This is a genomic window from Streptomyces sp. SAT1, assembly GCF_001654495.1.
Classification (GTDB): Bacteria; Actinomycetota; Actinomycetes; order Streptomycetales; family Streptomycetaceae; genus Streptomyces; species Streptomyces andamanensis.
Genome location: NZ_CP015849.1, coordinates 1,632,040 through 1,657,440, shown reverse-complemented (window position 1 = coordinate 1,657,440; position 25,401 = coordinate 1,632,040). Strand labels below are relative to the sequence as shown.

At 72.7% G+C, this 25,401-nt stretch carries 20 protein-coding genes; 15 read left to right on the top strand and 5 right to left on the bottom strand.

The window, feature by feature from the left end; genetic code table 11:
• Positions 1-86 precede the first annotated feature (86 nt).
• Together A8713_RS07280 and aroQ are read left to right on the top strand one after the other, a co-directional pair.
• Complete coding sequence (locus A8713_RS07280; protein WP_064532344.1) at positions 87-1,187, top strand: calcium:proton antiporter; 1,101 nt, start codon at positions 87-89, stop codon at positions 1,185-1,187.
• 124 nt (positions 1,188-1,311) lie between these two features.
• Entirely contained in the window at positions 1,312-1,773 is a 462-nt protein-coding gene (aroQ, locus tag A8713_RS07275) for a type II 3-dehydroquinate dehydratase (protein ID WP_064532342.1), read from the top strand.
• Between the two features lie 40 nt (positions 1,774-1,813).
• On the opposite strand, the gene A8713_RS07270 is transcribed toward aroQ, so the two are convergent.
• Entirely contained in the window at positions 1,814-2,470 is a 657-nt protein-coding gene (locus tag A8713_RS07270) for an MBL fold metallo-hydrolase (protein WP_064532337.1), read from the bottom strand.
• 63 nt (positions 2,471-2,533) lie between these two features.
• Complete coding sequence (locus tag A8713_RS07265; RefSeq protein ID WP_064532335.1) at positions 2,534-3,220, bottom strand: maleylpyruvate isomerase family mycothiol-dependent enzyme; 687 nt, start codon at positions 3,218-3,220, stop codon at positions 2,534-2,536.
• Positions 3,221-3,456: 236 nt separating this feature from the next.
• Here A8713_RS07265 and uvrA point away from each other — a divergent pair, with 236 nt between their 5' ends.
• Positions 3,457-6,465 (top strand): excinuclease ABC subunit UvrA, encoded by a 3,009-nt coding sequence (gene uvrA / locus A8713_RS07260; RefSeq protein WP_064532333.1) that lies wholly within the window; start codon positions 3,457-3,459, stop codon positions 6,463-6,465.
• Positions 6,466-6,556: 91 nt separating this feature from the next.
• Here uvrA and A8713_RS07255 read toward each other — a convergent pair whose 3' ends face one another.
• Positions 6,557-7,468 carry a carbohydrate kinase family protein gene (locus tag A8713_RS07255; protein ID WP_064532331.1) on the bottom strand — a complete coding sequence of 304 codons (912 nt, stop codon included), beginning with the start codon at positions 7,466-7,468 and terminating at the stop codon, positions 6,557-6,559.
• Complete coding sequence (locus A8713_RS07250; protein ID WP_064532329.1) at positions 7,465-8,517, bottom strand: LacI family DNA-binding transcriptional regulator; 1,053 nt, start codon at positions 8,515-8,517, stop codon at positions 7,465-7,467. Before A8713_RS07250 ends, A8713_RS07255 begins: the two co-directional genes overlap by 4 nt.
• A gap of 290 nt (positions 8,518-8,807) precedes the next feature.
• On the opposite strand from A8713_RS07250, the gene A8713_RS07245 reads away from it, so the two are divergent.
• Entirely contained in the window at positions 8,808-9,230 is a 423-nt protein-coding gene (locus tag A8713_RS07245; RefSeq protein WP_064532327.1) for a Rieske (2Fe-2S) protein, read from the top strand.
• A 28-nt stretch (positions 9,231-9,258) separates the two neighbouring features.
• On the opposite strand, the gene A8713_RS07240 is transcribed toward A8713_RS07245, so the two are convergent.
• Positions 9,259-10,206 (bottom strand): hypothetical protein, encoded by a 948-nt coding sequence (locus A8713_RS07240; protein WP_064537298.1) that lies wholly within the window; start codon positions 10,204-10,206, stop codon positions 9,259-9,261.
• Positions 10,207-10,590: 384 nt separating this feature from the next.
• Between A8713_RS07240 and uvrC the strand changes: the two genes are divergently transcribed.
• From uvrC to A8713_RS07185, 11 genes are all read left to right on the top strand, one after another.
• Positions 10,591-12,804, top strand: coding sequence for an excinuclease ABC subunit UvrC (gene uvrC / locus A8713_RS07235; RefSeq protein WP_064532324.1), 2,214 nt, complete (start codon positions 10,591-10,593; stop codon positions 12,802-12,804).
• Positions 12,801-13,895: an RNase adapter RapZ gene (gene rapZ, locus A8713_RS07230; RefSeq protein ID WP_064532322.1), complete on the top strand. Its 1,095-nt coding sequence runs from the start codon at positions 12,801-12,803 to the stop codon at positions 13,893-13,895. The genes uvrC and rapZ overlap by 4 nt, the downstream gene beginning before the upstream one ends.
• Positions 13,892-14,983 carry a gluconeogenesis factor YvcK family protein gene (locus tag A8713_RS07225; protein ID WP_064532319.1) on the top strand — a complete coding sequence of 364 codons (1,092 nt, stop codon included), beginning with the start codon at positions 13,892-13,894 and terminating at the stop codon, positions 14,981-14,983. Before rapZ ends, A8713_RS07225 begins: the two co-directional genes overlap by 4 nt.
• Positions 14,974-15,963 carry a DNA-binding protein WhiA gene (gene whiA / locus A8713_RS07220; protein ID WP_037860766.1) on the top strand — a complete coding sequence of 330 codons (990 nt, stop codon included), beginning with the start codon at positions 14,974-14,976 and terminating at the stop codon, positions 15,961-15,963. The genes A8713_RS07225 and whiA overlap by 10 nt, the downstream gene beginning before the upstream one ends.
• A gap of 707 nt (positions 15,964-16,670) precedes the next feature.
• A complete protein-coding gene (locus A8713_RS07215; RefSeq protein WP_079158866.1) occupies positions 16,671-19,679 on the top strand; it encodes a M14 family metallopeptidase in 3,009 nt (1,002 codons plus the stop codon).
• 250 nt (positions 19,680-19,929) lie between these two features.
• Positions 19,930-20,940 carry a type I glyceraldehyde-3-phosphate dehydrogenase gene (gap, locus tag A8713_RS07210; RefSeq protein WP_018567610.1) on the top strand — a complete coding sequence of 337 codons (1,011 nt, stop codon included), beginning with the start codon at positions 19,930-19,932 and terminating at the stop codon, positions 20,938-20,940.
• A 164-nt stretch (positions 20,941-21,104) separates the two neighbouring features.
• Positions 21,105-22,316 (top strand): phosphoglycerate kinase, encoded by a 1,212-nt coding sequence (locus A8713_RS07205; RefSeq protein WP_064532315.1) that lies wholly within the window; start codon positions 21,105-21,107, stop codon positions 22,314-22,316.
• Between the two features lie 5 nt (positions 22,317-22,321).
• On the top strand, positions 22,322-23,098 hold the full coding sequence (tpiA, locus tag A8713_RS07200; protein WP_064532313.1) for a triose-phosphate isomerase: 777 nt from the start codon (positions 22,322-22,324) through the stop codon (positions 23,096-23,098).
• A gap of 107 nt (positions 23,099-23,205) precedes the next feature.
• Positions 23,206-23,442 carry a preprotein translocase subunit SecG gene (gene secG / locus A8713_RS07195; protein ID WP_079158865.1) on the top strand — a complete coding sequence of 79 codons (237 nt, stop codon included), beginning with the start codon at positions 23,206-23,208 and terminating at the stop codon, positions 23,440-23,442.
• A 209-nt stretch (positions 23,443-23,651) separates the two neighbouring features.
• Positions 23,652-23,987, top strand: a complete 336-nt coding sequence (locus A8713_RS07190; protein WP_003957010.1) for an RNA polymerase-binding protein RbpA — start codon at positions 23,652-23,654, stop codon at positions 23,985-23,987.
• Between the two features lie 133 nt (positions 23,988-24,120).
• Positions 24,121-25,389: an MFS transporter gene (locus A8713_RS07185; protein ID WP_064532308.1), complete on the top strand. Its 1,269-nt coding sequence runs from the start codon at positions 24,121-24,123 to the stop codon at positions 25,387-25,389.
• Positions 25,390-25,401: the final 12 nt, after the last annotated feature.

Here is a 25,401-nt window from a genome sequence, read left to right as displayed (position 1 = left end):
GATCCCCGCGCCCCGAGGATGCGGGGGCCGCCGTCCCGGGCGCCCACCGGAATGCGAACCCGGCCGGCCTCTGCGACGATCGCAGCATGATCACGCGGTTCAGGGCGCTCGGCAAGGCGTGGACCACGGTCGTGCCGGTACTCGCGGTCGTCCTGCTGGTCTTCACCTGGGGGCGGGGGCTGCCCGGAGCGGTCGTCGTCCTGGTCACGGTGGTGCTGGCCGGCGCGGTCCTCGCCGCGGTCCACCACGCCGAGGTGGTCGCCCACCGGGTCGGCGAACCCTTCGGGTCGCTGGTCCTCGCCATCGCCGTGACCGTCATCGAGGTCGCCCTGATCGTGACCCTGATGTTGGACGGCGGCGACAAGAGCGCCACCCTGGCCAGGGACACGGTGTTCGCCGCCGTCATGATCACCTGCAACGGCGTGGTCGGACTCTGCCTGCTCGTCGGCTCGCTGCGGCACGGCACGGCCGTCTTCAACGCCGAGGGCACCGGCGCTGCACTCGCCACCGTGGCGACCCTGGCCACGCTCAGCCTGGTGCTGCCCACGTTCACCACCAGCAAGCCGGGACCGGAGTTCTCCGGTGTGCAGCTCACCTTCGCCGCCGTGTCCTCACTGATCCTGTACGGGCTGTTCGTGGCCACCCAGACGGTCCGGCACCGCGACTACTTCCTGCCCATCACCCGGCAGGGCGACGTCATCACCGCCGACGACCACGCGGAGCGCCCCTCCACGCGTATGGCCTGGACCAGCGTCGGACTGCTGGCCCTCGCCCTGATCGGCGTGGTCGGGCTGGCGAAGGGCGTCTCGCCGACCATCGAGTCCGCGGTGGAGTCCGCGGGACTGCACCACGCGGTCGTCGGTGTGATCATCGCCCTGCTGGTGCTGCTGCCCGAGACCATCGCCGCCCTCCGCTCCGCCCGCCGCGACCGGGTGCAGACCAGCCTGAATCTCGCGCTGGGCTCCGCGATGGCCAGCATCGGCCTGACCATCCCGGCCGTCGCCCTGGCCTCCGTATGGCTCTCCGGGCCGCTCGTGCTCGGCCTCGGCTCCACCCATATGCTGCTGCTCCTGCTCACGGTGGTGGTCAGCTCGCTGACCGTCGTGCCGGGCCGGGCCACCCCGCTCCAGGGCGGCGTCCATCTGGTGATCTTCGCGGCGTACCTGGAACTGGCCATCAACCCCTGACGGCGAGGGGGGGCGAGGAGGGCGGCCCGGGGCGGGGCGTCCGGGGGCCCGTGATAGACCGGGTCCGGCGGCGGTCACAGCGGACCGCGGCCGATCGCCGTGCCCCGACGGACCCGGAGGAACCGTGCCCCGCACCCTGGCCAACGCCCCGATCATGATCCTCAACGGCCCCAACCTGAACCTGCTCGGGCAGCGGCAGCCGGAGATCTACGGCTCCGACACCCTCGCCGACATCCAGGCCCTGTGCGAGAGGACGGCGGCCGCGTGCGGCGGCACGGTGGACTTCCGGCAGTCCAACCACGAGGGCGAGCTGATCGACTGGATCCACGAGGCCCGGCTCGGCCACGGCGGCATCGTGATCAATCCCGCCGCCTACTCGCACACCTCCGTGGCGATCCTGGACGCGCTCAACGCCTGCGACGGGATGCCCGTCGTGGAGGTCCACCTCTCCAACGTCCACCGCCGTGAGTCGTTCCGGCACCACTCCTACGTATCGCTGCGCGCCGACGGAGTCATCGCCGGCTGCGGGGTGCAGGGGTACGCCTTCGCGGTGGAGCGGATCGCGGCCCTGGCGGCCGGTGTGTGAGGGCTTCGCACGGGGTGCGGAGCCCTCACCGGGCGGGAGGTCACCACCCGCGCGCGTGCCACTCCGGCAGATGCGGCCGCTCCGCGCCCAGCGTGGTGTCGTTGCCGTGCCCGGGGTAGACCCAGGTCTCGTCCGGCAGCGGCTCGAAGATCTTCGTCTCGACGTCGTGGATCAGGCTCTCGAACGCCTGCTTGTCGTGGTGCGTGTTGCCCACGCCGCCGGGGAAGAGGCAGTCGCCGGTGAACACGTGCGGGTGTCCGTGCGGGTCGTCGTACACCAGCGCGATGGAGCCCGGGGTGTGCCCGACCAGATGGCGGGCGGTGAGCCGCACATGCCCGACGCTGATCGTGTCCCCGTCCCCGACCGGGAAGTCCGTCGGCACGGGAATGCCCTCGGCGTCGTCCCGGCCCGCGTACGTACGCGCGCGCGTGGCCGCCACCACCTCGGCCAGCGCCTGCCAGTGGTCCGCGTGCCGGTGGGTGGTGACGACGGAGGCGATGCCGTCGTCACCGATCGTGCCGAGCAGCGTGTGCGCGTCGGCCGCCGCGTCGATCAGCAGTTGTTCGTCGGTGGCCCGGCAGCGCAGCAGATAGGCGTTGTTGTCCATCGGACCGACCGCGATCTTGGTGATCATCAGGTCCTTCAGCTCGTGCACGTCCGCCGGGCCGCCGACCCGCACCTCTCCGCTGTACGTCATGGCCGTCAGCCTATGCCGTGCGGGCCGGGCCCGCGGACACGCGGGCGCCGGTCAGGGCACCGGTCACAGCGGCGGAAGCTTCGGGAGGGCGCCGCCCGCCACGGTGAGCGCGGCGCCGTCCCGCCGCCCGGCGAGCCAGCCGAGCAGGTCGGCCGGGGCTCCCGTGACGGTGATCTCCGGCGCGTCGGCCTCCCGGCCCGTGCTCCACGCGCGCGTGCCGTCCGTCAGCCGCGTCGCCGGTACGTCGGAACGGCCCAGGAACCGCCGGGCGAGGAAGTCGGTCTCCCGCTCCGTGAACTCGTCCCCCAGGTCCTCCAGCTCGTAGCCGATGCCGAGGTCGACGTGGTGCAGCCCGACCTCCGCCCAGCGCCGGAAGGGCACCCGGGAGGCGCTGTCGGTGACGCCGTTGCGCAGTTCCACCGTGCGCGACCAGTCAGCGGGCGCGGCCGCCACGCGCCCGAAGCGGGCCGCGCTCTCGCGCACGTCGGCGAGGTGCGCGTCCAGCGGGCGCGGGGCGTCGCGCTCGATGTCCGCGTCGCGTGCCTCGCCGGAGACGTACATGGGACGCCCCTCCAGGACATTGACGAGTGCGTCCGCGTTGCGGGCGAGGTGGGCGAGGACATGGCCGCGGGTCCAGCCGGGCAGCCGTGACTCGTCGGTCACAGCCGCGTTGTCCAGTGCGCCGGCCGCGCTGAGCAGTCGTTCGGTGGCTTCCTGTACAGAGGCCAGGTCACGCGCGTGATCCATCATGCGCCCGACCCTAGCGGCGTCACACCTTCGGGTGAAGGAGGCGGACCACGGCCGCAAATCGAAAGCGCGTGCGATATCGTCGGCGGCGGCGTCGGGCATGCTGGAGAGCCGGGGATTGTTGGACCCTCCGGGCGGATCCGGGAATCCCACCCGGCGTTGTCAGTGGCTCCCCCTAGGCTGAAGAAGCACGGGGGTCCCGCCCCTGTCACTTCTCCCAAAGAAAGGTGCGGACCGGCGTGGCCGACCGTCTCATCGTCCGTGGCGCGCGCGAGCACAACCTGAAGAACGTGTCGCTCGACCTGCCTCGGGACTCGCTCATCGTCTTCACGGGCCTGTCCGGTTCGGGCAAGTCCTCCCTCGCCTTCGACACGATCTTCGCCGAGGGCCAGCGGCGCTATGTGGAGTCGCTCTCCTCGTACGCCCGCCAGTTCCTCGGCCAGATGGACAAGCCGGACGTCGACTTCATCGAGGGCCTGTCCCCGGCGGTCTCCATCGACCAGAAGTCGACCTCGCGCAACCCGCGCTCCACGGTCGGCACCATCACCGAGGTCTACGACTACCTGCGTCTGCTGTTCGCCCGCATCGGCAAGCCGCACTGCCCCGAGTGCGGCCGGCCGATCTCCCGGCAGTCGCCCCAGGCCATCGTCGACAGGGTCCTGGAGCTGCCGGAGGGCAGCCGCTTCCAGGTGCTCTCGCCGCTGGTGCGCGAGCGCAAGGGCGAGTTCGTCGACCTGTTCGCCGACCTCCAGACCAAGGGCTACTCCCGCGCGCGCGTGGACGGCGAGACGGTCCAGCTCTCCAGCCCGCCCACGCTGAAGAAGCAGGAGAAGCACACCATCGAGGTGGTCGTCGACCGCCTCACCGTCAAGGACTCCGCCAAGCGCCGTCTGACCGACTCCGTGGAGACCGCCCTCGGTCTGTCCGGCGGCATGGTCGTCCTCGACTTCGTCGACCTCCCCGAGGACGACCCCGAGCGCGAGCGCATGTACTCCGAGCACCTGTACTGCGCCCACGACGACCTGTCCTTCGAGGAGTTGGAGCCCCGCTCCTTCTCCTTCAACTCGCCCTTCGGCGCCTGCCCCGAGTGCACCGGCATCGGCACGCGCATGGAGGTCGACCCGGAGCTGATCGTCCCCGACCAGGACAAGTCGCTCGACGAGGGCGCCATCCACCCCTGGTCGCACGGTCACACCAAGGACTACTTCGGCCGGCTCATCGGCGCCCTCGCCGACGCCCTGGGCTTCCGCACCGACATCCCCTTCGCGGGGCTGCCGCAGCGCGCCAAGAAGGCCCTGCTGTACGGCCACAAGACACAGATCGAGGTCCGCTACCGCAACCGGTACGGCCGCGAGCGCGTCTACACCACGCCCTTCGAGGGCGCCGTGCCCTTCGTCAAGCGCCGGCACAGCGAGGCCGAGAGCGACGCCAGCCGCGAGCGCTTCGAGGGCTATATGCGCGAGGTGCCCTGCCCCACCTGCGAGGGCACCCGGCTCAAGCCGGTCGTCCTCGCGGTCACGCTCATGGGCCGCTCGATCGCCGAGATCTCCGCGATGTCCATCAGCGACTGCGCGGACTTCCTGGGCGAGCTGAAGCTGACCGCCCGCGACAAGAAGATCGCCGAACGCGTCCTCAAGGAGGTCAACGAGCGGCTGCGCTTCCTGGTCGACGTCGGCCTGGACTACCTGTCGCTGAACCGCGCAGCGGGCACCCTCTCCGGCGGCGAGGCCCAGCGCATCCGCCTGGCCACCCAGATCGGCTCCGGCCTCGTCGGCGTCCTCTACGTCCTGGACGAGCCGTCCATCGGCCTGCACCAGCGCGACAACCACCGGCTGATCGAGACCCTGGTGCGGCTGCGCGACATGGGCAACACGCTCATCGTCGTCGAGCACGACGAGGACACCATCAAGGTCGCCGACTGGGTCGTGGACATCGGCCCCGGCGCGGGCGAGCACGGCGGCAAGGTCGTGCACAGCGGTTCCCTGAAGGAACTGCTCGCCAACGAGGAGTCGCAGACCGGCCAGTACCTGTCGGGCCGGAAGGCGATCCCGCTGCCCGACATCCGCCGCCCGCTCGACCCGTCCCGGCGGCTCACGGTGCGCGGCGCCCGGGAGAACAACCTCCAGGACATCGACGTGTCCTTCCCGCTGGGCGTCTTCACCGCCGTCACCGGCGTCTCCGGTTCCGGCAAGTCGACCCTGGTCAACGACATCCTCTACACCCACCTGGCCCGCGAGCTGAACGGCGCGCGCAACGTCCCCGGGCGGCACACGCGCGTGGACGGCGACGACCTCGTCGACAAGGTGGTGCACGTCGACCAGTCGCCCATCGGCCGTACGCCGCGGTCCAACCCGGCGACGTACACCGGCGTCTTCGACCACGTCCGCAAGCTGTTCGCCGAGACCACCGAGGCGAAGGTCCGCGGTTACCAGCCCGGCCGCTTCTCCTTCAACGTCAAGGGCGGCCGCTGCGAGAACTGCGCGGGCGACGGCACCATCAAGATCGAGATGAACTTCCTCCCGGACGTCTACGTCCCGTGCGAGGTCTGCCACGGCGCCCGGTACAACCGGGAGACCCTGGAGGTCCACTACAAGGGCAAGTCCATCGCCGATGTGCTGAACATGCCCATCGAGGAGGCCACCGACTTCTTCGAGGCGGTCCCGGCGATCGCCCGGCATCTGAACACCCTCAAGGACGTCGGCCTCGGCTACGTCCGGCTCGGCCAGTCCGCGACCACCCTGTCCGGCGGTGAGGCGCAGCGCGTCAAGCTCGCCAGCGAGCTCCAGCGCCGCTCCACCGGACGCACGGTGTACGTCCTGGACGAGCCGACCACCGGTCTGCACTTCGAGGACATCAGCAAGCTGCTGAAGGTCTTGTCCGGCCTGGTCGACAAGGGCAACTCGGTCATCGTCATCGAGCACAACCTCGATGTGATCAAGACCGCCGACTGGGTCATCGACATGGGCCCGGAGGGCGGCGCGGGCGGCGGTCTGGTCGTCGCCGAGGGCACGCCCGAGCAGGTCGCCGGGGTGCCGGCCAGCCACACCGGCAAGTTCCTGCGGGAGATCCTCGGTGCCGACCGCGTCAGCGACGCGGAACCGGTCAAGGCCCCGCGCAGGTCCGCCGCCAAGAAGGCGGTGGCGGCCGCTGCCGCCCCGCGCAAGACGGCCACGGCCAGGACGAAGACCGCCGCTGCGGGCAAGAAGGCCGCCCCCGCGAAGAAGACCGCGCGGGCCCGCAAGGCCTGAGCCGCCGCACAGCCACCGCGGGCGCCTCGTGGGACCTTCCTCCCACGGGGCGCCCGCACGCGCGTGGGGCGCGCCCGCGTCCGCTGCTCCGCTACTCCTCGCGGAGCTCCGAGGCGTACGGCGGCTCCGCGCCCGCACGGGAGCAGGTGACGGCCGCCGCACGCGCCGCGAACCGCAGCAGCGCCGTCCAGCCCGCCGCGCCAAGACCGGCGAGCCCTTCCGGGGAGAGCGCGTCGCGGGCGGCCAGACCGTGCAGCAGCGCGGCGTTCACGGTGTCGCCCGCGCCGATCGTGTCGACGACCGCGACCTTCTCACCGGGCACCGTGTGCACGGCGCCGTCCCGTGTGTGCGCGGTGAGCCCGTCGCCGCCATGGGTGACCACGACGGCCGACGGCCCGGCGGCCAGCCACTCGCGCGGTGAGCCGCCCAGCCACCGCGCGTCCTCCTCGGAGAGCTTCAGCAGGGTCACCGACGGCAGCCAGCCGCGAAAGCGCGCCCGGTAGGCGTCGGCGTCCGGGATCAGCCCGGCGCGGATGTTCGGGTCCAGCGCCGTGAACACGCCCGCGCCGGCCGCCGTCCGCAGCAGCTCCTCGTAGGCGCTCGCACCCGGCTCCAGCACCAGCGAGCAGGTCCCGAACGACACCGCGCGGGTCCCGGCGGGCAGCGCGGCCGGCGCGCTGAACAGGCGGTCCGCGGTGCCGTCGACGTAGAAGGAGTACGCGGCCGAGCCGTCGGCGCCGACCGTCGCGACCGCCAGGGTGGTCGGCTCGCCGCCGCGCTGCACACCGCTGACGTCGACCCCGGCCCGCCGCAGCCCGTCCAGCAGGGCCTCGCCGAAGGCGTCGCGCGAGGTGCGGGAGCAGAAGGCGGCGGGGGAGCCGAGGCGGCCGAGGGCGACCGCCGTGTTGTAGGGGCCGCCGCCGAGCGCCGGCTTGAGGTCGGCGAGGGCGCCCACGCCCTGCGGTACCAGGTCGATCAGGGCCTCACCGGCGACGACGATCACGAGTCGGTTCCTTCCTCGGGCTGTGCGGGGCATCCGCAGGACGTGCGGTGGACGAAGGCGCAGGGCAGCCGCACCGTGCGGGCGGGTGCCTCCGGGGCGGCCAGGCGGTCCAGCAGCACCTGGACGGCGCGCGCGCCCAGCTCCCGGCCGGGCTGGGCGATCGCCGTCAGCCCGGGGGAGAACAGATCGGCCCAGTCGAAGTCGTCGAAGCAGCACAGCGCCAGGTCCCCGGGGACGGACAGGCCCCGCTCGCGCAGCGCCCGCAGCGCTCCGATGGTCATCGCGTTGTTGGCCGTGACGAGCGCGGTGGGCGGTGCGGCCAGGGACAGCAGGGCGGCGGTGGCCCGTCGTCCACCGTCCGCCGCCGAGTCGCCGTGCACGACGAGCCGTTCGTCGTGGGGGAGTCCGGCGGCGGCGAGACCGTGCCGGTAGCCGGTGATCCGCTCCCGGGTGGTGCTCAGTCCGGGCAGCCCCGCGACCAGGCCGATCCGGCGGTGGCCGAGCCCGGCGAGGTGGGTGACCAGGAGCGCGGTCGGCTCGGCGCTGTCGGCGCAGACCTGGTCGAAGCCCGGCGCGTCCGGCGTCCCGGTGCCCGGTGCCGCGTCGATCAGGCGGTCCAGGAACACGGTCGGTACGGCGTGCCGCGCGAGGTAGGCGACGAGGTCGTCCGGCCGGGCCGAAGGGGCGACGATCATGCCGTCCACGCGGCGCTCGTGCAGGAGCTGGATCACCTTGCGCTCGTGCACCGGGTCGTCGTGCGGATCGGCGATGAGCAGGCTGTAGCCGTGCTCCAGCGCGTGCGCCTCGACCCCCTGGAGGATCTCCGTGAAGTACGGGTTGCTGATGGCGGAGACGGCCAGACCGATGGACCGGGTGCGGGCGGTGACCAGGGAGCGGGCGAGGCCGTTGGGCGTGTAGCCGAGCTGCTCCACGGCGTCGAGCACCGCCTGGCGGGTGTGGGGCAGCACCGGGCGGGTGCCGTTCAGCACGTGGGAGACGGTCGCCACGGAGACTCCCGCGCTCCGTGCGACGTCGGCCATGGTCGGCATCGCGCGTCCCCTCCCGAGTGGCCTGAGTGGCCTGCCGGTGTCCGTGGCGGGGACCGTACCGCATCCGGAAGGCCGCGTAAACGCTTGCGCAAGCGTTTACGCGGCTCACTCCGACAGGCCCGCGACCACGCTCCGGCAGCCCTCGGGCCCGCCCCGGCGGCCGCCGGGCGCGTCCCGGCGACCCCCGGCCGCCCACCGCCGTCCCCGACCCGCCCCCCGCCCGGCCCTCGGCGGTGGGTATCGTCGGCGGTGCCCCGAATCCGCGAGCAGTAGCGACCAGTGGAGTCCCCATGCCAGGCCGTCCCCGCGCGAGCCGCCGTACGATCCTGCGCACGGCGGCCGTCACACCCGTCGCCGGGCTCGGGCTCGCCGCCTGCGGGCCGGAGGGCGGCGGTGCCGCCTCGGCCCCGACGTCACCGGTCGACCTCGGCGCCGAGAGCGAGATCCCCAAGGGCGGCGCCAAGCTGTTCACGGACCACAACGTGGTCGTCAGCCGGTCGGGGAACGGCACTCTGAAGGCGTTCAGCACCGTCTGCACGCACGCGGGGTGCGCGATCACCAAGCTGGAGGGGACGACGCTGACCTGCCCGTGCCACGGCAGTCAGTTCGACGCGGCCACCGGCCAGGTGCTGCGGTCCCCGGCCACGGCGCCGCTGGACACGCTCCCGGTCCACGCGAACGGCGGCAAGATCGTCGCGGGGCCCGGCGCCTGATCCCCGGGCCGCCGCGCGGCCCGGCCGGTCACTCCCAGTCCCAGCCGATCCCCACCACCCCCGGCCGCACCCGCGGCTCGACCAGGTGAACCGAACGGTGCCGCTCGCTCACCTCCAGTTCCTGGCGGCCCCCGCGCGGCGCCGCCGCCGACTGCTGGGCGAACCGGTGGCAGCGCACCGGGAGCGCACTCGCGTCGAACCGCACCTGGAGGGCGTACTGCCCGCCCGCCGCGTCGAAGGCGCGCAGATACTCGCCGGACACCCCGGCCGTGCCGTCCTCCACGGCGTAGCGGAACAGGAAGGTGTCCCCGGACCGCAGCCGGGTGTCGAAGAGGAACTCGGCCACGAGCACCCCCGTCCCGTGGTCCCGGCGCACCCGCCCGGCACGGCAGTTCTCCAGCGCGTGCACGCGCATCCGCTCCGGCACGCACTCCGGGTCGCCCTGGTGCACGGCCAGGAACCGGTCCACGCCGTCCCGGTGGGCGCGCACGATGTGCTGCGACTCGCGCCAGGCCAGTTCCCGGCGGGCGCCGAGCCCCACCCGCTCGTGGTGCCCCAGGCACTGCAAGCCGCCGTCGACCGGGGCGTCCAGCTCGGCCAGGAGACCGCGCAGGACGTCCGACGCCTCGACCAGGGAGCGGTAGGAGCGGGCGCCGGACCGCCGGGCGACCGGACGCTCCCCGGTCTCGGCCAGCAGCCGGATCAGTGACTCGTCGGGCAGCTGGAGGATCTCCTCGAGGGCCCGCACGGCCCGCAGCGACTCGGGGCGCTGCGGGCGCCGGGCGCCCTGCTGCCAGTAGCTCAGACTGGTCACCCCGACCTTGACGCCGTACCGCGACAGATGGTGCTGCACGCGTTGCAGCGGCAGCCCGCGGGCGGCGATCGCGGCGCGCAGCGCCACATGGAACGGACCGCCCCGCAGGGCCGTGTCCAGTTCCGCGGTGGCGACGTCCTCCTGCTGGGGGGCGTGCGACAGCATGCACGGGCCTCTCTGTGTGAGACGGGCGACGGCTGGTCGGACCGTCCGCGCGGATCACCGGGGCCGCCCGCGGGCAGGGACGTGGGAGCCGCCGGCGTGCGCGCACGTCCGTGGACCGTCGTCCGCGGGCCCCGACTTCCCCCGCATTGAAGCGTGTTGACCAAGTCCCGACAACACCTGCGGCCCGGCCGGAGGCACTCCTGGCCGAGTCCGCACCCCGCCGCCGGACCCGGGCCTCACTCACGGACCGGTTCTGGCACCGTGCGAAGGGGCCTGGTCACAGCCGGTAGTCGCACATCTGTCCGGTGGGTGGCCGGGCGGCTGCGCGGGGTTGTCCACAGGCTCATCGCCCTGTCACCGCTCGCCAGTAGGGTGTGAGACATGGCCGACCCCTCCAGCTACCGCCCCAGGCCGGGAGACATCCCGGACACCCCCGGGGTGTACAGGTTCCGCGACGAGCACCGCCGGGTGATCTACGTCGGAAAGGCGAAGAGCCTGCGCCAGCGCCTGGCGAACTACTTCCAGGACCTGGCGAACCTCCACCCGCGCACGCGCACGATGGTGACCACCGCCGCGTCCGTGGAGTGGACCGTGGTGTCCACCGAGGTCGAGGCCCTCCAGCTGGAGTACTCCTGGATCAAGGAGTTCGACCCCCGGTTCAACGTCAAGTACCGGGACGACAAGAGCTACCCCTACCTCGCCGTGACGATGAACGAGGAGTTCCCGCGCGTGCAGGTCATGCGCGGCCACAAGAAGAAGGGCGTGCGCTACTTCGGCCCGTACGGGCACGCGTGGGCCATCCGCGACACCGTCGACCTGCTGCTGCGCGTCTTCCCGGTGCGCACCTGCTCGGCCGGCGTCTTCAGGAACGCCGCCCGCACCGGCCGTCCCTGCCTCCTCGGCTACATCGGCAAGTGCTCGGCGCCCTGCGTCGACCGGATCTCCGCCGAGGACCACCGGGAACTGGCCGAGGAGTTCTGCGACTTCATGGCCGGCCGCACCGGCACCTATCTGCGCCGCCTGGAGCAGCGCATGACAGAGGCGGCCGAGGAGATGGAGTACGAGCGGGCCGCCCGCCTGCGCGACGACATCGGTGCTCTGAGGAAGGCCATGGAGAAGAGCGCGGTCGTGCTCGCCGACGCGACCGACGCGGACCTCATCGCCGTCGCCGAGGACGAGCTGGAGGCCGCCGTGCAGATCTTCCACGTGCGCGGCGGCCGGGTGCGCGGCCAGCGCGGCTGGGTGACCGACAAGGTGGAGGAGGTCACCACCGGCGCCCTGGTCGAGCACGCCCTCCAGCAGCTGTACGGCGAGGAGACCGGCGACGCCGTCCCCAAGGAGGTCCTCGTCCCCGCCCTGCCCGACCCCCTGGAGCCGGTCCAGCAGTGGCTCACCGGCCGCCGCGGCGCGGGCGTGTCCCTGCGCATCCCGCAGCGCGGCGACAAGAAGGCCCTCATGGAGACCGTGCAGCGCAACGCCCTCCAGGCGCTCGCCCTGCACAAGACCAAGCGCGCCTCCGACCTGACCACCCGCTCGCGGGCCCTGGAGGAGATCGCCGACGCCCTCGGCCTGGACAGCGCCCCGCTGCGGATCGAGTGCTACGACATCTCCCACCTCCAGGGCGATGACGTGGTGGCCTCCATGGTCGTCTTCGAGGACGGACTCCAGCGCAAGGGCGAGTACCGGCGCTTCCAGATCAAGGGCTTCGAGGGTCAGGACGACGTGCGCTCCATGCACGAGGTGATCACCCGCCGCTTCCGCCGGTATCTGGCGGAGAAGGAGCGGACCGGCGAGTGGGCCGACGGCGAGAGCGCGGGCGCGCCCGACAGTGAGACCGCAGTGCCCGCCCTCGCGCCCACGGAGACGGCCGCCCCGGCGGCCGGCGCCGCCGTCGGCGCGCCCGGCGAAGGCCCCGACGACACGCCCGACGGCCCGGTCGGAGCCCTCACCGAGGACGACGGACGCCCCAAGCGGTTCGCCTACCCGCCGCAGCTCGTCGTCGTCGACGGCGGCCGGCCTCAGGTCGCCGCCGCCCGCCGCGCCCTGGACGAGCTGGGCATCGACGACATCGCCGTGTGCGGCCTGGCCAAGCGCCTGGAGGAGGTGTGGCTGCCCGGCGAGGACGACCCGGTGGTCCTGCCCCGCACCAGCGAGGGGCTGTACCTGCTCCAGCGTGTCCGCGACGAGGCCCACCGCTTCGCCATCACCTACCAGCGCACCCGGCGCGCCAAGCGCTTCCGGGCCGGCCCGCTGGACGAGGTGCCCGGCCTCGGCGAGACACGCAAGCGGGCGCTGCTCAAGCATTTCGGCTCGGTGAAGAGACTGCGGTCCGCCACAATCGACCAGATCTGCGAGGTGCCCGGCATAGGCCGCAAGACGGCCGAGACCATCGCCGTGGCCCTCGCCCAGGCGGCCCCGGCCGCACCCGCCGTGAACACGGCGACCGGAGAGATCGTGGAAGACGCGGAATCCCCAGAAGACGCAGAAGACGCAGAAGACGCGCAGAAGACGGAGCCCGGAGCGACGACGCCGGGCACCGCACAGCAGCCGGTGCCCACGGGCGGTCCGGCCGAACGACGGGGGCAGGAGACATGACGGAGCACGAGAAGCAGCCCGCCGCGCCACGAGAACAGGCGCGGACGGAGCAACCCGAACAGACCCGCACGGCGTCACGGGTACCGGCGCACGACGCCGCACAGGACACCGCGCACGGCGCGCCGCACGACGGCACGCACGACGCGGCGCAGGAGGACCGGCAGCAGCCGGACCAGGACCACGGAGCACAGGTGAGTACGGGCATCGACACGGCAGGCGTCCCCGAGGCGGCCATCCCCGAACTGGTGATCATCTCCGGCATGTCGGGGGCCGGCCGGTCCACGGCGGCCAAATGTCTGGAGGACCTCGGCTGGTTCGTCGTGGACAACCTGCCGCCCGCGCTCATCCCCACCATGGTGGAGCTGGGCGCCCGCTCGCAGGGCAACGTCGCGCGCATCGCCGTCGTCGTCGACGTCCGCGGCCGCCGCTTCTTCGACAACCTCCGCGAGTCCCTCGCGGACCTGGAGGCCCGCAACGTCACACGGCGGATCGTCTTCCTGGAGTCCTCCGACGAGGCCCTGGTGCGCCGCTTCGAGTCGGTGCGCCGCCCGCACCCCCTCCAGGGCGACGGCCGCATCGTCGACGGCATCGCCGCGGAGCGGGAGCTGCTGCGCGAGCTGCGCGGCGACGCCGACCTGGTCATCGACACCTCCAGCCTCAACGTGCACGAACTGCGCGCCAAGATGGACGCCCAGTTCGCCGGCGAGGAGGAGCCCGAGCTGCGGGCCACCGTGATGTCGTTCGGCTTCAAGTACGGCCTGCCGGTCGACGCCGACCTGGTCGCCGACATGCGGTTCCTGCCCAACCCGCACTGGGTGCCGGAGCTGCGCCCCTACACCGGGCTCAACGAGGAGGTCGCCGGCTACGTCTTCAACCAGCCCGGCGCCAAGGAGTTCCTGGACCGCTACGCCGAACTGCTGCGGCTCATCGCGGCCGGCTACCGCCGGGAGGGCAAGCGGTACGTGACCATCGCCATCGGCTGCACGGGCGGCAAGCACCGCTCGGTGGCCATGTCGGAGAAGCTCGCCGCGCGACTCGCGGCCGAGGGCGTGGAGACGGTCGTCGTCCACCGGGACATGGGGCGCGAGTGACCGGACGTACTCCGCGGCTGAGCAGGCTGCGCCGTGTGGTCCCCGAGGGCCGCGCGGGCCGCCTGGCGGCCGGTGCGGCCAGCCGGCCGGCCGAGGCGCGCGGCGCCCGGCCGCGGCGCCGCGGCGCCCAGCCCAAGGTGGTCGCCCTCGGCGGCGGCATGGGCCTGTCCGCCTCGCTCGCCGCGCTGCGCCGGATCACCGGCGACCTCACCGCCGTGGTCACCGTCGCCGACGACGGCGGCTCCAGCGGGCGCCTGCGCGACGAACTCGGCGTGCTGCCGCCCGGTGACCTGCGCAAGGCGCTGGCGGCGCTGTGCGGCGACGACGACTGGGGCCAGACCTGGGCCCGCGTCATCCAGCACCGCTTCACCTCCCAGGGCGACCTGCACGACCACGCGGTCGGCAATGTGCTGATCGTCGCCCTGTGGGAGCAGCTCGGCGACCATGTCCAGGCTCTCGACCTGGTCGGCAAGCTGCTGGGCGCGCACGGCCGGGTGCTGCCCATGTCCGCCGTACCACTGGAGTTGCAGGCCCTGGTCAGGGGGCACGACCCGGAGCGGCCCGAGGACGTCGACACCGTCCGCGGCCAGGCGACCGTCGCGCTCACCCCGGGCGAGGTGCAGTCCGTGCACCTGGTGCCGCACGACCCGCCCGCCGTCCCCGAGGCCGTCGAGGCCGTCCTGGACGCCGACTGGGTGGTGCTCGGCCCCGGCTCCTGGTTCTCCTCGGTCATCCCGCATCTCCTGGTGCCGCAGCTCCTCGACGCGCTCACCGAGACCAAGGCCCGCCGGGTGCTCTCCTTGAACCTCGCTCCGCAACCGGGAGAAACCGCCGGCTTCTCCCCGCAGCGTCATTTGGAGGTTTTGGGACGACACGCCCCTAAACTCGCCCTGGACGTGGTGCTGGCCGACGAGGCCGCCGTGCCCGACCGCGACGTCCTCACCGAGGCCGCCAAGCGGTTCGGCGCCGCGGTCGAGCTGGCGCCGGTCGCCCGGAGGGACGGAACTCCGCGGCACGACCCGGAGCTGCTGGCCGCCGCGTACGACCGTATTTTTCGGATGCATGGAAGGATCGGCCCATGGCGATGACGGCAGCGGTGAAGGACGAGATCTCCCGGCTCCCCGTCACCCGGACCTGCTGCAGGAAGGCGGAGGTCTCCGCCATTCTGCGGTTCGCCGGCGGCCTCCACCTGGTCAGCGGGCGCATCGTGATCGAGGCGGAACTGGACACCGCGATGGCGGCGCGGCGTCTGAAGCGGGACATCCTGGAGATCTTCGGGCACAGCTCGGAGCTGATCGTGATGGCGCCCGGCGGCCTGCGGCGCGGCTCGCGCTACGTGGTCCGGGTCGTCGCGGGCGGCGACCAGCTGGCCCGGCAGACCGGCCTGGTCGACGGCCGGGGCCGGCCGATCCGCGGCCTGCCCCCGCAGGTGGTCTCGGGGGCCACCTGCGACGCGGAGGCCGCCTGGCGCGGGGCGTTCCTGGCGCACGGCTCGCTCACCGAACCCGGCCGCTCCTCGTCCCTGGAAGTCACCTGCCCGGGGCCGGAGGCCGCGCTCGCCCTCGTCGGCGCCGCCCGTCGGCTCTCCATCGCCGCCAAGGCCCGCGAGGTCCGCGGAGTGGACCGGGTGGTCGTCCGTGACGGTGACGCGATCGGCGCGCTGTTGACGCGTCTGGGTGCCCATGAGTCCGTGCTGGCCTGGGAGGAGCGGCGGATGCGCCGCGAGGTCCGCGCCACGGCGAACCGGCTGGCCAACTTCGACGACGCCAACCTGCGCCGCTCGGCCCGCGCGGCGGTCGCGGCCGGCGCCCGGGTGCAGCGCGCCCTGGAGATCCTCGCCGACGACGTGCCCGAGCACCTGGCGGCGGCGGGGCGGCTGCGCATGGAGCACAAGCAGGCGTCCCTGGAGGAGCTGGGCGCGCTCGCCGACCCGCCGCTGACCAAGGACGCCGTGGCCGGACGCATCCGCAGACTGCTGGCCATGGCCGACAAGCGCGCCGCCGACCTGGGCATCCCGGGCACGGAGGCCAACCTCAGCGAGGAGCTGGCGGACAACCTCGCGGGCTGAGCGGGTGCGCCGCGCGGCAGGGCCCGCCCGCGAGAGCGGCCGGGCCCCGGCCCGGCCCGGACGGGACACGGGCGCCACCGGGCCACGTGCCGCGGCACACCCCGCGCGGCGCCCCCGCCCGGCCCCCGCCCCCTGGCCGGGCCCGTTCCCCTTCCACCGAGGGCGACCGGCGCTCCTCTCGCCGCGCCGGACCCGGCCGGTGCGCCCTGACCGGCGGGTCCGTTGGGTTCTCCCCTCACACCGGGCGCGGTCAGCGCTCCTGCCCTCGGTGCGGACCCGGCCGGTGCGCCCTGACCGGCGGGCCCGGTGGGCTCTTCTCTCGCCCCCGGCGCGGTCGGCTTTCCTCTTCTTGTGCCGGACCCGACCGGTTCGCTCTTCCCGCCGGGGGCGACCGGCCAGCCTCTCGCGCCGAACCCGGCTGATCTGCCCGTCCCCCCGGGTCCGGCCGGGCCGGTGGGAGATAGCCGGCGGCCGGCCGCCGCTCCCAGTCGTCGTCGCGCTCCGCCGCCCCCGTACGCCGGGGCCGCGTGTCCCCCGTACGCCGGGGCCGCGTGCCGCCGAGGAGACAACTGCCGGTGGGCACCGGCCGCCCCCTCCCGCCCCTCGCACCCGTTCCCCTGACTCAAGAGGCATCCTTGACCCGTTCCCTAAGTGACATGAACCTGGCAGACATGCGCCATGGTGGCGGACCACCGCCGGGGGGTTCCATGAGACACCGAGCGAGATCGATCCTTGCCGTCGCCGCGCTCCTGCTCGCGGGAGCGGGCCTGACGCCCGCCGCCCAGGCGCAGGGCGGGGGCGCACCGGGGCCACACCTGGACGAGGTGAAGGTCTTCCGCGCCGAGGTCACCGCAGAGCAGCTGCCCCTGCTGCTGAAGGCGGGGCAGGACGCCCATGAACTCGGGCAGCGCCCGGCCGCGAAGGGCCGCACACCCGTCGAGCTGTATCTGACCGACACCCAGGCCGGGAAGCTGCGCGCGCAGGGTGTCCGGCTCACCGAGCACGACCTCGCCTCCACGGCGCAGCGGCGGGTGCGCGCCGCCGGGCAGGGCGTCTTCCGGCCCTACAGCGGCAGGGGCGGGCTCGCGGAGGAGATCGAGGCGACCGCCCGCGACCACCCCGGCCTCACCAAGGTCGTCTCCCTCGGCAGGACGGTCCGCGGCCAGGAGATCCTCGCGCTGAAGCTCACCAGCGGCGCGCGGCGGACGCCGGACGGCGCCAGACCCGCCGTGCTCTACGTGTCCAACCAGCACGCGCGCGAGTGGATCACGCCGGAGACGACCCGCCGGCTGATGCACCACTACCTGGACCACTACCGCACCGACCGGCGCATCAGGAAGATCGTCGACACCACCGAGCTGTGGTTCGTCCTCTCCGCCAACCCGGACGGCTACGACTACACCTTCCAGGACGACAGCACCCGGCTGTGGCGCAAGAACCTGAGGGACAACAACGGCGACGGGGTCATCTCCAGCGGCGACGGCGTCGACCTCAACCGCAACTTCCCGTACAAGTGGGGCTACGACGACGAGGGTTCGTCGCCGGGACCGGCCAGTGAGACGTACCGCGGCCCGGCCCCGGCCTCCGAGCCGGAGACGCGGGCGCTCGACCGGTTCGAGAAGCGCATCGGGTTCCGGTACGCCGTCAACTACCACTCGGCCGCCGAACTGCTCCTCTACGGCGTCGGCTGGCAGGTCGCCACGCCGACCCCGGACGACGTCCTCTACAAGGCGCTGGCCGGCACCCCGGACAGGCCGGCGATCCCGGGCTACCGTTCGCAGCTGTCCTCGGAGCTGTACACCACCAACGGCGAGGCGGACGGCCACGCGGCCAACGTCAACGGCACGGCGATGTTCACCCCTGAGATGTCGACCTGCGAGACCGCCTCGGACGCCGACCCGGACGACGCCTGGAACGCCGCCGACTGCCGGTCGGTGTTCGACTTCCCGGACGACGAGAAACTGATCGAGCGGGAGTTCGAGAAGAACCTCCCGTTCGCGCTCGCCGTCGCCGAGACCGCCGCCCACCCCGACCGGCCGAGCTCACCGGTCGGCCTGGACGCCCCCGACTTCACCCCGGCCGTCTTCGGCACGTCGTACGCGCGCGGCGCCGACCAGGAGGTCTCGGTCGTCGCCCGCAGGTCGGTGCGGGACAAGGAGCTGCGCTACCGCGTCAACGGCGGCCGCACCCAGGTGCGCGCCCTGCGCCCCTGGAAGGGCGGCACGACCTACGGCGGCGCCGACCACCTCTACTTCGACGAGTACCGGGCCCGGGTCCACGGCGCGGTACCGGGCGACCGGGTGGAGGTGTGGTTCACCGGCCGCGCCGGCACCGCGCCCGCGCCCACCCCCACTCCCGCGCCCCCCGCTCCCGCGCCCGCTTCAGGGTCCGGAGCGGGAACGGCGAGCGCGCACTTCACCTACACCGTGGCCCGCCGCCCGCGCGCCGACACCCTCGTGGTCGCGGAGGAGGGCGCGCCCGCCACACGGACGCGCGCGTACGTGGACGCGCTGCGGTCCGCCGGGCGCACGGCGGCCGTCTGGGACGTCGCGACCCAGGGCGCGCCCGACGCGCTCGGCGTACTGAAGCACTTCGGCACGGTCGTGCACTACTCGGGCGCCCCCGGACCGGGCAACGCCACCCAACTCCGGCTGCGCGCCTATCTCAACGAGGGCGGCAGGCTGATCGAGGCGGGCGAGCAGGCCGGCGGCAGCGTCGACCTGGGCGGCGGGAGCCTCTCGGACGACTTCGGCCAGTACTGGCTGGGCGCCTTCTCGCACACCCCGACGCCGGGCGCCACCGGCTTCACCGGCTCCGGGCCGCTGGCCGGCTTCTCCGGCGCGCTCGGCGACACGCCCGGCCACCCGCTGGACCGGGCCGGCGCCTACGAGGTGACCTCCGAGCAGCTGCCGCCGGAGGAGTACCCGCAGTTCGCGAGCGCGGGCGCGGGACGGTTCGCCGGGACGGTCGACCCGTACGGCCCCTACGCGGGCACCGGGATGGCGGCCGCCGTGCACACCGACGACGCCTACAAGCGCCTCACCCGCACCGTCGACCTCACCAAGGTCACCGCGGCGGACCGGCCCGCCCTGCGCACCCGTCTGCTGTGGGACACCGAGCGCGGCTACGACCACGCGCTGCTGGAGGCGCACACCGGCGCCGACGACTGGACGACGCTCCCGGAGACGGGCGGCGCGACGAGCGCCACCGTGCCCGCCGAGTGCGGCGCCGGGTTCCTGATCGAGGACCACCCCTGGCTGAAGCACTATCTGACGCCGGGCACCGGCGGCTGCGCCGCGCACGGCACGAGCGGGGCGTGGCACAGCCTCACCGGCTCCTCCGGCGGCTGGCGGCAGGTGAGCTTCGACCTGAGCGCGTACGCGGGACGGACGGTCGAGGTCTCCCTCGCCTACGTCACCGACCCGGGCACCGGCGGCCACGGCGTCCTCGCCGACGACGCCTCGCTCGTCGTCGGCGGCGCCGCGCGCGACACCGAGGGCTTCGAGACGTCCCTCGGCCCCTGGCGGGTGCCGGGACCGCCGCCGGGCAGCCCGGCCGTCGTCAAGGACTGGGCCCGCACCGGCGTCCTCTTCCGGACGTACGGAGCGGTCGCCACGGGCCGCACCGTGCTGCTCGGATTCGGTCTGGACCACCTCCTCTCGGAGGCCGATCGCGCGGCCCTCGTGCGGCGGGCGATCGCGGCACTCGACAAGTGAGCCGGGGCCTGCACGAAAGAGTGATGAATGCGGTCAACGCGCACTGACACTCCGTACCGAAATGGAGTGAATCGGACGCGGGGCCGCGGCGGCCCGTACCCCTACTGCCGGGTACGGGCCGCCGTGCCGTTCAGGGGGTCTCCGAATGTCACCCCGGGGGGCTCAGGGAGGTAGGGTCGGGGGTGGTCGGGGACATCCCAAATACAGCTCGCCGGCGTCGAAACCGGCGTACCAACGAGGAGATCGGTTCGTGACGATCCGCGTAGGCATCAACGGCTTTGGCCGCATCGGTCGTAACTACTTCCGCGCGCTGCTGGAGCAGGGTGCGGACATCGAGATCGTGGCTGTCAACGACCTGGGTGACACCGCGACCACCGCCCACCTGCTGAAGTACGACACCATCCTCGGCCGCCTCAAGCAGGAGGTCACGCACACCGAGGACAGCATCACCGTCGACGGCAGGACCATCAAGGTCCTCTCCGAGCGCAACCCGGCCGACATCCCCTGGGGTGAGCTGGGCGTGGACATCGTCATCGAGTCCACCGGCATCTTCACCAAGAAGGAAGACGCCGCCAAGCACCTGGCCGGCGGCGCGAAGAAGGTCCTCATCTCGGCTCCGGCCAAGGACGAGGACATCACCATCGTCATGGGCGTCAACCAGGACGAGTACGACCCGGCGAACCACAACATCATCTCGAACGCCTCCTGCACCACCAACTGTGTGGCGCCGATGGCGAAGGTCCTCGACGAGAACTTCGGCATCGTCCGGGGTCTGATGACCACGGTGCACGCGTACACCAACGACCAGCGCATCCTGGACTTCCCGCACAAGGACCTGCGCCGCGCCCGTGCCGCCGCCGAGAACATCATCCCGACCACCACCGGTGCCGCCAAGGCCACCGCCCTGGTCCTGCCGCAGCTCAAGGGCAAGCTGGACGGCATCGCGATGCGCGTCCCGGTCCCCACCGGCTCGGCCACCGACCTGGTCGTCACCCTCCAGCGCGACGTCACCAAGGACGAGGTCAACGCCGCGTTCAAGAAGGCCGCCGAGGACGGCGCGCTCAAGGGCTACCTCGTCTACACCGAGGACCCGATCGTCTCCTCGGACATCGTGGGCGACCCGGCCTCCTGCACCTTCGACTCGTCCCTGACCATGGTCCAGGACGACAAGTCGGTGAAGATCCTCGGCTGGTACGACAACGAGTGGGGCTACTCCAACCGCCTCGTCGACCTCACGGTCTTCGTCGGCGACCAGCTCTGATCGGCAGAGCAGGCACCTCGATGTGAGAACAGGGCTCGGGCAGCGCACCTCGGCGCGGTCCGGGCCCTGACGCACGTACGGCGAGCCGGGCCGCCCGGCCCGCCCGCGTGCGGATCGACCGGTCCTCGTACGATCAAGAGCCCCTCCTCAGGAGTCCCATTTCCATGAAGACGATCGACGAACTCCTCACCGAAGGCGTGGACGGCAAGCGGGTCTTCGTCCGCGCCGACCTGAACGTGCCGCTGGCCGACGGTGCCATCACCGACGACGGCCGCATCCGCGCCGTGCTGCCCACCGTCAAGGCACTCGCCGGCGCCGGCGCCAAGGTGATCGTGGCCTCGCACCTGGGCCGCCCCAAGGGCGCCCCGGACCCCGCCTTCTCGCTGCTGCCCGCCGCCGAACGGCTCGGTGAACTCCTCGGCGCCCCCGTGGCCTTCGCCCAGGACACCGTCGGCCCCGCCGCGCACGCCGCCGTCGACGGCCTTGAGCCCGGCCAGGTCGCGGTCGTCGAGAACCTGCGCTTCAACCCGGGTGAGACGTCCAAGGACGACGCCGAGCGCGGCGGGTTCGCCGACGCCCTCGCCGCCCTCGCCGACGTCTACGTCGGCGACGGCTTCGGCGCGGTGCACCGCAAGCACGCCTCCGTCTACGACCTGCCGGCCCGGCTGCCGCACTACGCCGGCTACCTCATCGCCACCGAGGTCGGCGTCCTGAGGAAGCTCACCGAGGACGTCAAGCGGCCCTACGTCGTCGCCCTCGGCGGCGCGAAGGTCTCCGACAAGCTCGCCGTCATCGACCAGCTCCTCGGCAAGGCCGACCGGCTGCTCATCGGCGGCGGCATGGCCTACACCTTCCTCAAGGCGCAGGGCCACGAGATCGGCAAGTCGCTCCTCCAGGAGGACCAGATCCCGGCCGTCCGGGAGTACCTGGAGCGCGCCGAGAAGACCGGCGTCGAGCTGGTGCTGCCGGTGGACACGCTGGTCGCGCCCGACTTCCCGGACCTGAAGACCAAGGCCCCGGCCCACCCCACCGCCGTCGCGGCGGACGCCATCCCGGCCGACCAGGAGGGCCTGGACATCGGCCCGCGCACCCGGGAGCTGTACGCCTCCAAGCTCGCCGACGCCGCCACCGTCTTCTGGAACGGCCCGATGGGCGTCTTCGAGCACCCCGACTTCGCCGAGGGCACCAAGGCGGTCGCCCAGGCTCTCGTCGACTCCGACGGCTTCACCGTGGTCGGTGGCGGCGACTCCGCCGCCGCCGTCCGTACGCTCGGTTTCGACGAGAACGCATTCGGCCACATCTCGACCGGTGGCGGCGCCTCCCTCGAATACCTCGAGGGCAAGACGCTCCCCGGCCTCGCAGCACTGGAGGACTGACCTCAATGACCACCCGCACGCCGCTGATGGCGGGCAACTGGAAGATGAACCTCAACCACCTCGAGGCCATCGCGCACGTCCAGAAGCTCGCCTTCGCCCTGGCCGACAAGGACTACGACGCCGTAGAGGTCGCCGTCCTGCCGCCCTTCACCGACCTGCGCTCGGTGCAGACCCTGGTCGACGGCGACAAGCTCAAGATCAAGTACGGCGCCCAGGACATCTCGCAGCACGACTCGGGCGCCTACACCGGCGAGATCTCGGGCCCGATGCTGGCCAAGCTCAAGTGCACCTACGTGGTGATCGGCCACTCCGAGCGCCGCCAGTACCACAACGAGACCGACGAGCTGGTCAACGCCAAGGTCAAGGCCGCCTACAAGCACGGCCTGACCCCGATCCTGTGCGTCGGCGAGGAGCTGGACGTCCGCGAGGCGGGCAACCACGTCTCCCACACCCTCGCCCAGGTCGAGGGCGGCCTCAAGGACCTCCCGGCCGAGCAGGCCGAGTCCGTCGTGATCGCCTACGAGCCCGTCTGGGCCATCGGCACCGGCAAGGTCTGCGGCGCCGAGGACGCCCAGGAGGTCTGCGCCGCGATCCGCGCCAAGGTCGCCGAGCTGTACTCCCAGGACCTCGCCGACAAGGTCCGCATCCAGTACGGCGGCTCGGTCAAGTCGGGCAACGTCGCCGAGATCATGGGCCAGGCCGACATCGACGGCGCCCTGGTCGGCGGCGCCTCGCTGGACGCCGACGAGTTCGTCAAGATCATCAGGTTCCGCGAGCAGTGAACCGGACGTGAGTAGGCGGTAGCGGCGATACGTCGTACCCTTGCGGGGGCACAGCCGAGGTGCTGTGCCCCTGTCGTCCATCCGAATCCGAGGAAGTTGGTCCAGCCGTGGTTTTGGGGTTCTCGATCACCCTGATCGTCTTCAGCCTGCTGCTGATGCTGCTGGTGCTGATGCACAAGGGGAAGGGCGGCGGCCTCTCCGACATGTTCGGCGGCGGCATGCAGTCGTCCGTCGGCGGCTCCTCCGTCGCCGAGCGCAACCTGGACCGCATCACCGTGGTGGTCGGCGTGCTCTGGTTCGCGTGCATCATCGTCCTCGGCCTCCTGATGAAGTCCAACAGCTGACGAGCCGGCGGACACCGCACATTCCGCACGTAAAGCCCCATGGTCGGTACGCGCCCCACAGCGCGGCCTATCATGGGGCTTGCGTCTGTGTACGGGGGACGGTAACTCCCCTCACTGGACGCGCGTTGGGCCTTACGTAGACTGAGGCGCTCGCGGCGAAGCGGTACGCCGACTCGCTTCGCGGCACCATCACGCAGGGAGTTACGACCGTGGCAAGTGGCAACGCGATCCGGGGAAGCCGGGTCGGGGCGGGGCCGATGGGCGAGGCCGAGCGCGGCGAGTCCGCGCCGCGCCTGCGCATCTCCTTCTGGTGCTCCAACGGACACGAGACACAGCCCAGTTTCGCCAGCGACGCACAGGTCCCCGACACCTGGGACTGCCCGCGCTGCGGCTTCCCGGCCGGACAGGACCGGGACAATCCGCCGGACCCGCCGCGCACCGAGCCGTACAAGACGCACCTGGCGTACGTACGGGAGCGGCGCAGCGACGCGGACGGCGAGGCGATCCTCGCCGAGGCGCTCGCCAAACTCCGGGGCGAGATCTAGCATCTGACGTCCCGTCGGGTACGGCTCGGCGCCCGGGACGACGCCGGCCCCATCCGGGCGGCAGTCCGCCGCCGGCCGATTGTCAGTGGTGCCCTCTACGGTTTGTGCATCAGCGAATCGTGAGGGGGCGGCGATGACGACGGTCGACGCGGCACAGGCCGTGGCACAGCCCGCGTGGCGCGGGGCGTTCGGACGGCTGTGGAGCGCCGCCGTGCTGTCCAGTTTCGGTGACGCGCTGCGCACGGCCGCCCTGCCCCTGCTCGCCGCCTCACTGACCGATGACCCCCTGCTCATCGCCTCGGTCACCGCCTGCGGCTATCTGCCCTGGATCGTCTTCGGACTGCTCGGCGGAGCCGTCGCCGACCGGGTGGACCAGCGCCGCGCGATGGGAGCGGTGGACGCGGTACGCGCGCTGCTGGTCGGTGCCTTCGCGGTGGCCGTCGCCCTCGGGCACGCCTCGATCGGGCTGCTCATCGCCCTGGCCTTCGCGCTGACCACGCTCCAGACCCTCTTCGACAACGCGGCGACGGCCCTGCTGCCCGCCCTGGTGGACCGCGAGGCGCTCGGCAGCGCCAACACCCGGCTGATGACGGGGCAGCGCGTCGCCGGCGGCCTCCTGGGCGGTCCGGTGGTGCCCGTCCTGATCGCGGCCGGGGCCGCCGTCCCCTTCGCGGCCGACGCCGTCACCTTCCTGCTGGCCGCCGCGCTGGTCGCCTCGCTGCGCACCGCGGCGCCCCGGCGCCCGCCGAGACCGGCGGGCAGCACCCTGCGCCGGGAGATCGCCGAAGGACTGCGTGTGCTGCGCCGGGACCGCGCGCTGCGCGCCCTGTGCACCGCCACCGCCCTGTGCAATGTGGGCATGGGCGCCCTCATCGCGACCCTGGTCGTCCTGGTGACCGGCTGGCTGCACACCGGACCCGGCGGCTACGCGGCGGCGACCACCGCCTACACCGTGGGCAGCCTGGCCGGGGGAGCGGTCAACCGGCCGCTGGTGGCCCGGCTCGGCCGGACCCGGGCCGTGCTGCTGGCCGGTCTGACGCAGATCGCCGCGCTCCTCGTCATCGGCACGGTGCGCGACCTGGCCGCCCTGGCGGCCGCGATGGCCGTCTTCGGCCTCATGGGCATGGTGTGGAACGTCAACACCACCACGCTGATGCAGCAGCGCACCCCCGACGGGCTGCTGGGCCGGGTCAGCGCCGCCTTCCGGACCCTCGCGGTCGCCGGGGCACCGCTGGGCGCCCTGCTCGGCGGCGCCGTCGCCGCCGCGTGGGGTCCGAACACCCCGGCGCTGCTGGCGGCCGCGTTCTTCGTGCTGTCCGTCTGCGCGCTGACACCCGTGCGCACACAGCCCGAAGTCGGAACCGGAGAAGGGCAGGTGACGTCTCATCAGTCCACCGGATGAGCCGATGGGGGC